The following is a 5,158-nucleotide window of genomic DNA, read 5'->3' as shown; positions in this document are numbered from 1 at the left end:
CCCGAGCCAGCCCAAAGACCAAGCGTCACGGGATGACCACCGAGACGCTTCACGGCCTTTGACAGCCGAAGAAATTCCACACGATCAATCTATGATCACCGAGGATTCTTAATCAAATCAGTCAGCCTGCTGGTGTTCGCCGCATGGCGGGCCGGCTACGGCGCCCTGGCGGCGGTGGCCCTGGAACGGGTGCTCGCCGCCCGTCCCGACTACTCCCTCGCGCTGCTCCTCGACGACCTGCTCCGGCGCGGCGTGCCCCCGTCCGAGCTGGACGGTTGGCCGGCCGTCGGTTTTCCCGGGGTGGTCCGCCGCCGGGCCTGCCGCCGCATCCCACGCCGGAGCGTCTGATGACGGGCGACGGTTCGTCCGCGCCGGCTGCCGCCGTCGGGCCGGGCGGATCTGCGGCGCCGGCCCGTCACCGGCGACGCTGCCGGGTACCGCCCGCTGGACGCGGTCGGTGGCTCCGGCGTGGCGGTGCAGCCGGGCGACCAGGTCCGGGTCCGGCTCAGTCGACCTCGGTGAGCCGGTGGGCGCCGGCGTAGACGTTCATGGTCCGGCCGCGCAGGAAGCCGACCAGGGTCATGCCGGCGTCGTCGGCCAGCTCGGCGGCGAGGGTGCTGGGCGCGGAGACTGCCGCGAGCAGCGGCACGCCGGCCATCCACGCCTTCTGGGTCAGCTCGAAGCTGGCCCGGCCGGAGACCAGCAGCAGGTGCCCGGCCAGCGGCAGGCGCCGCTCCCGCACCGCCCAGCCGACCACCTTGTCGACGGCGTTGTGCCGACCCACGTCCTCGCGCAGCACCACCAGGTCGCCGTCCGGGGTGAAGAGGCCGGCCGCGTGCAGTCCGCCGGTCCGGTCGAAGGCCCGCTGGGCCGCGCGGAGCCGGTCCGGCAGGGCCACCAGCACCTCCGCCGGCACGGTCACCGGGTCGTCCCGCACCGCGAAGAGCGAGCGGGTCCGTACGGCGTCGATGCTCGCCTTGCCGCAGACCCCGCACGAGCTGGTCGTGTAGAAGTTGCGGGACGGGTCGGTGGCGGGCTCCGGCACGCCGGGGGCCAGCACCACGTCGACCACGTTGTAGGTGTTCGGCGTCTCCGCCCCGGCGCAGAGCTGGGCGGTGTGCACGTCGTCGGCGGACCGGATCAGCCCCTCGGTGAGCAGGAAGCCGATCGCCAGGTCCAGGTCGTCGCCGGGGGTGCGCATGGTCACCGCGAGCGGGCGCCGCCGGCCGGGGCCGGCCCGGCCGACCCGGATCTCCAACGGCTCCTCCACGGCCAGGGTGTCCTGCCTGCGGATCCGGGCGCGTCCGTCCGCCGCCGCGTCGAGGTCGATCCGGAGCACCCCGCGCCGATCAGTCGCCCGTCCCATCCCGCCATCCTGCCCCGCCCGGCCGCCCCGTCGCCCGGCGGGCGTACGGCGCGTGCCGCAGGGCGGCGGCCCGGCGCGTTTCGGCAGGGCGACGGTGTGCCCCGCGCCGCAGGGCGACGGCCCCGGCCGGTGCCGCAGAGCGAGGGCTGTGTCCGTGCCGCAGGGCGGCGTCCGGCGCGTTCCGCAGGGCGACGTGCGGCGGGTGCCGCACCCGGGTTGCGGCGAACGGCGATTATCGAGGGCTCGGACACGGCGACCTGCCGCACCCCGAGTGGACCAAGCCGCCGTGCGCACGGGCGCCCGGCGGCCGTGGGTGGCGGCCCGGGTTACCGTGGCCGGGTGACGGCGTACGCGGCGGTGCTGCTCGCGGGTGGTGCGGCGCGCCGGATGGGCGGGGTGGACAAGCCGGCGCGCCCGGTCGGCGGCCGGCCGATGCTGCACCGGGTGCTGGCGGCGGTCGCCCAGGCCGAGTCGCGGATCGTGGTCGGTGCGGCCGGTTCCGTCCCGCCCGGCGTGCGGGTGACCCGGGAGGAGCCGTCCGGCGGTGGCCCGGTCGCCGCCACCCGGGCCGGGATCGACCTGCTCGACCCGGGTACGGCCACCGTCGCCCTGCTCGCCGCCGACCTGCCGCTGCTCACCGCCGAGGCGGTCGACGCCCTGCTGCGGCAGCTCGCCGGGTCGACGGTCGACGGGGCCTGCTACGTCGACGGTGACGGGCGTCGGCAGCAGCTCTGCGGCGTGTGGCGGGTCGCCGCGCTGCGGGCCGCCCTGGACCGGCTCGCCGGGCAGCGGGGCGACACGCTCGACGGGGCTCCGGTGCGGGCGTTGCTGGCCGGGCTGGCGGTGCGGGAGGTGGCCTGGTCCGGCTCCGGCCCGCCGCCCTGGTTCGACTGCGACACTGACGATGACGTACGCCGGGCCGAGGAGTGGACACGATGACGGTGATGGACGACTGGGTCACGGCGGCCTGCGCCGAGCTGGGTCTCGACCCGGCTCAGGTGCCCGTGCCGGTCGTGCTCGACCTGGCCCGGGACGTGGCCCACCAGGTGCTGCGTCCGGGCGCGCCGGTGTCCGCGTACCTGCTGGGGCTCGCCGTGGGGCGCGGCGCCGATGCCGCCGGGGCGGCGTCCCGGCTCAGCGAGCTGGCCGCCAGCTGGCCGGTCGAGCTGGACGGCACCGGCCCGGCCGAATAGCCGATCGAGCTGGGCTCGGGGCGAACAGCCGATCGAGCTGGACGGCGCCCGCCGGCGAACAGCCGATCGAGCTGGACGGCACCCGCGGGGCGAACAGTCGATCGAGGTGGGCGGCGGCCCGGCCGAGTGGGCGGACAGCTGGACGGCGCCGGCCCGGCTCGGCGGTCGCGGCGCGGCGACCCGGCCCGCTCGCCGGCGGGATGTGGCTGGTCGCGGCGGACCCTTGGCGGGCCGGTGTCCGATCCCGGTCGGCCTGATTCGGCCCCCACCGTCCGTGGGTAGGGTGGCCATGACGGACGGAGGCGATCATGACGGCAGACCACTCCTCGGTGCCGACGGATGACCCGGCCGGCGGTGCGCCGGAGCAGTACGAGTCGATCCTGCTGGACGAGCCGACCACCGCCGACCTGCGGGCGAAGGTGACCGAGGCCTGGCGGGAGTTCGCCCGCGCGCTGGCCGACCGGCTGCGGGGCCTGCCCACCGGCGCGCACGTGGAGCTGACCCTCGACCCCACCGCCTCGGGCACCGGGGACGCCGTCTACTCGATCAGCGTGGACGCCGGCGCGGAGGGCAGGCTCGCCGCGCGGGCGGTCGGCAACGCCACCCTGCCGCAGGGCTACCGGCTGGATCGGGCCGCCGTCGCCGACATGATCGCGCTCGGCTGGTCCCCGCCCGGCGTGGTCGAGGGCTCCGGCGAGCAGTTCGGCCTGAGCTGCGACGTCTCCGAAGCCACCCGGCTCGCGGCGGTACTCTCCCGCACACTGCGCGACGTCTACGGCGCGCCGCACCCCGCCTTCCTCGTCTACCTGGTGCACGACGCCGAGGGGGAGCCGCTGCCGGTGGAGCCCATGGGCACGGCGCGGAGCGAGTTCGGGCCGGACCGGGACGTCGAGTCCGACCTCGACGAGGCGCTGGCCGCGGCGGCCACCGCCCAGGCCGGCGAGAACGACGTGCTGGCGCTGGAGGAGCGGGTCCGTACGGTCGTCTCCACGATGCTCAAGTCGACGTCCGACCAGTTGCAGGTCGACTCGGACGGTGACATCAACATCCGGGCCGGCTCCGCCATGGTCTTCGTCCGGGTACGCGACAATCCGCCCCTGGTCGACGTCTTCTCCCCGGTGCTCACCGAGGTCGAGCCGACCGAGCGCCTCTACGTGAAGCTCTCCGAGTTGACCAACCGGATGCCGATCGGCCGGCTCTACTGCGCCGACGACACGGTCTGGGCCTCCATCCCGGTCTTCGGCCGGAACTTCCAGCCCACCCACCTGATGCTCGCCGTCCAGGTGATGACCGGGCTGGCAGACGAACTGGACGACCGGCTGCACGGTGAGTTCGGCGGCAAGCGCTTCTTCGGCGAGGGGGACAAGCCGTCCCGCCCGCAGGATGAGCACCGCACCGGCATGTACCTCTGACCGCCCACGGCGGACCCGGGCGCGCGGACGCGGGCAGGCGCGCGGGCGGCCTCAGTGGAGGTCGAGGAGGGTCTTGCCGACGGTGGCCCGGGATTCCATCGCCGCATGCGCCTCGGCCGCCCGTTCCAGCGGGAAGCGCTGCCCGATCAGCGGTCGCAGCCGCCCGGCCGCCGTCTCGGCCAGCGCCCGCTCGGTGAACCCGCGTAGCGTCGGCGGGTCGGCGGTCGGGCGGAGCAGGGTCACGCCGCGGGCCGCCACGAGGTCGGCCGGCAGGTCGGCCCAGGCGCCGCTGGCCAGCCCGAAGCTCAGCATCCGCCCGCCCGCGTCCAGCAGGTCGAACGCGGCCCGGGCCAGCGCCCCGCCGACCCCGTCGAAGACCACGTCCACGCCGCCGGTGGCCGCCCGGACCTGGTCGGTCCAGTCCGGGCGGCGGTAGTCCACCACCACGTCGAGGCCGCGTTCGCGCAGCAGGGCGACCTTCCGGGCGCCCCCGGCGGCGGCGACGACCCGCGCGCCGGCCGCCGCCGCGAGTTGCGCCAGCAGGATGCCGACCCCGCCCGCCGCCGCCTCGACCAGCACCCGTTCGCCGGGCCGCAGTTGCGCCGTGTGCGCCAGCATGGTGGCGGTACGGCCGTCGGCGAACACCGCGACGGCCTCGTCCAGCGGCAGCCCGGCGGGCACCTCGACGGGCAGGTCGTGGTTCACCACGACCCGCTCGGCGTAGCCTCCCGAGCCGCCGGTCCCGCTGACCACCCGCCGGCCGACCAGTTCCGGGTCGACGTCGGGACCGACGGCGGCGATCACGCCGCCGACCCCGTTGCCGGGGATCAGCGGCGGCGTGGCGGGGAACGGCCCGAAGCCGGTCGCCCGGAACATGGTCTCCACGAAGGTGAGGTTGGCGTGGGCCACCTCGATCAGCACCTGCCCCGGTCCGGGCACCGGATCCGGCGCGGGCCCCGGCACCAGCACCTCCGGACCCCCGAACTCCCGCAGCCACACCGCGCGCACCTGTCCCCCTTCCGCCGTCCCGCCCCCACTGAACAACCTCAACCGGGATTCAAGTCAACCCCGCGACCGGCGAGCGGTGCGCCGCGTCGGGTGACCGGCAGCCGGCCGGTGGGTCCGGCGGTCCGGCGGTCGACGGGCGGCGAGCGGCCGGCCGCGAGCGGGCCCGGCGGGCCTGGAGC

Annotated in this window: 5 protein-coding genes and 1 pseudogene; 4 read left to right on the top strand and 2 right to left on the bottom strand. The window is 76.0% G+C overall.

Annotation, left to right across the window (positions count from 1 at the left end):
- Positions 1-123: 123 nt before the first annotated feature.
- A pseudogene (locus JNW87_RS34450) lies at positions 124-348 on the top strand (DUF4192 family protein); the annotation flags it as partial.
- Positions 349-505: 157 nt separating this feature from the next.
- On the opposite strand, the gene fdhD reads toward JNW87_RS34450, so the two are convergent.
- On the bottom strand, positions 506-1,366 hold the full coding sequence (gene fdhD, locus JNW87_RS34445; protein WP_109805250.1) for a formate dehydrogenase accessory sulfurtransferase FdhD: 861 nt from the start codon (positions 1,364-1,366) through the stop codon (positions 506-508).
- A 339-nt stretch (positions 1,367-1,705) separates the two neighbouring features.
- On the opposite strand from fdhD, the gene JNW87_RS34440 reads away from it, so the two are divergent.
- From JNW87_RS34440 to JNW87_RS34430, 3 genes are all read left to right on the top strand, one after another.
- Complete coding sequence (locus JNW87_RS34440) at positions 1,706-2,305, top strand: molybdenum cofactor guanylyltransferase (RefSeq protein WP_375373582.1); 600 nt, start codon at positions 1,706-1,708, stop codon at positions 2,303-2,305.
- Complete coding sequence (locus tag JNW87_RS34435; RefSeq protein WP_109805255.1) at positions 2,302-2,559, top strand: DUF6457 domain-containing protein; 258 nt, start codon at positions 2,302-2,304, stop codon at positions 2,557-2,559. Before JNW87_RS34440 ends, JNW87_RS34435 begins: the two co-directional genes overlap by 4 nt.
- Before the next feature lie 308 nt (positions 2,560-2,867).
- Entirely contained in the window at positions 2,868-3,971 is a 1,104-nt protein-coding gene (locus JNW87_RS34430) for a hypothetical protein (protein WP_109805251.1), read from the top strand.
- Between the two features lie 51 nt (positions 3,972-4,022).
- Here the strand turns inward: JNW87_RS34430 and JNW87_RS34425 are convergent, their stop codons facing one another.
- On the bottom strand, positions 4,023-4,979 hold the full coding sequence (locus tag JNW87_RS34425) for a zinc-binding dehydrogenase (protein ID WP_109805252.1): 957 nt from the start codon (positions 4,977-4,979) through the stop codon (positions 4,023-4,025).
- Positions 4,980-5,158 lie beyond the last annotated feature (179 nt).

The organism is Micromonospora sp. ATA51 (assembly GCF_016802855.1).
GTDB lineage: Bacteria > Actinomycetota > Actinomycetes > Mycobacteriales > Micromonosporaceae > Micromonospora > Micromonospora sicca.
The sequence above is the reverse complement of the archived record's forward strand: the minus strand, read 5'-3'. Positions and strand labels throughout refer to the sequence as shown.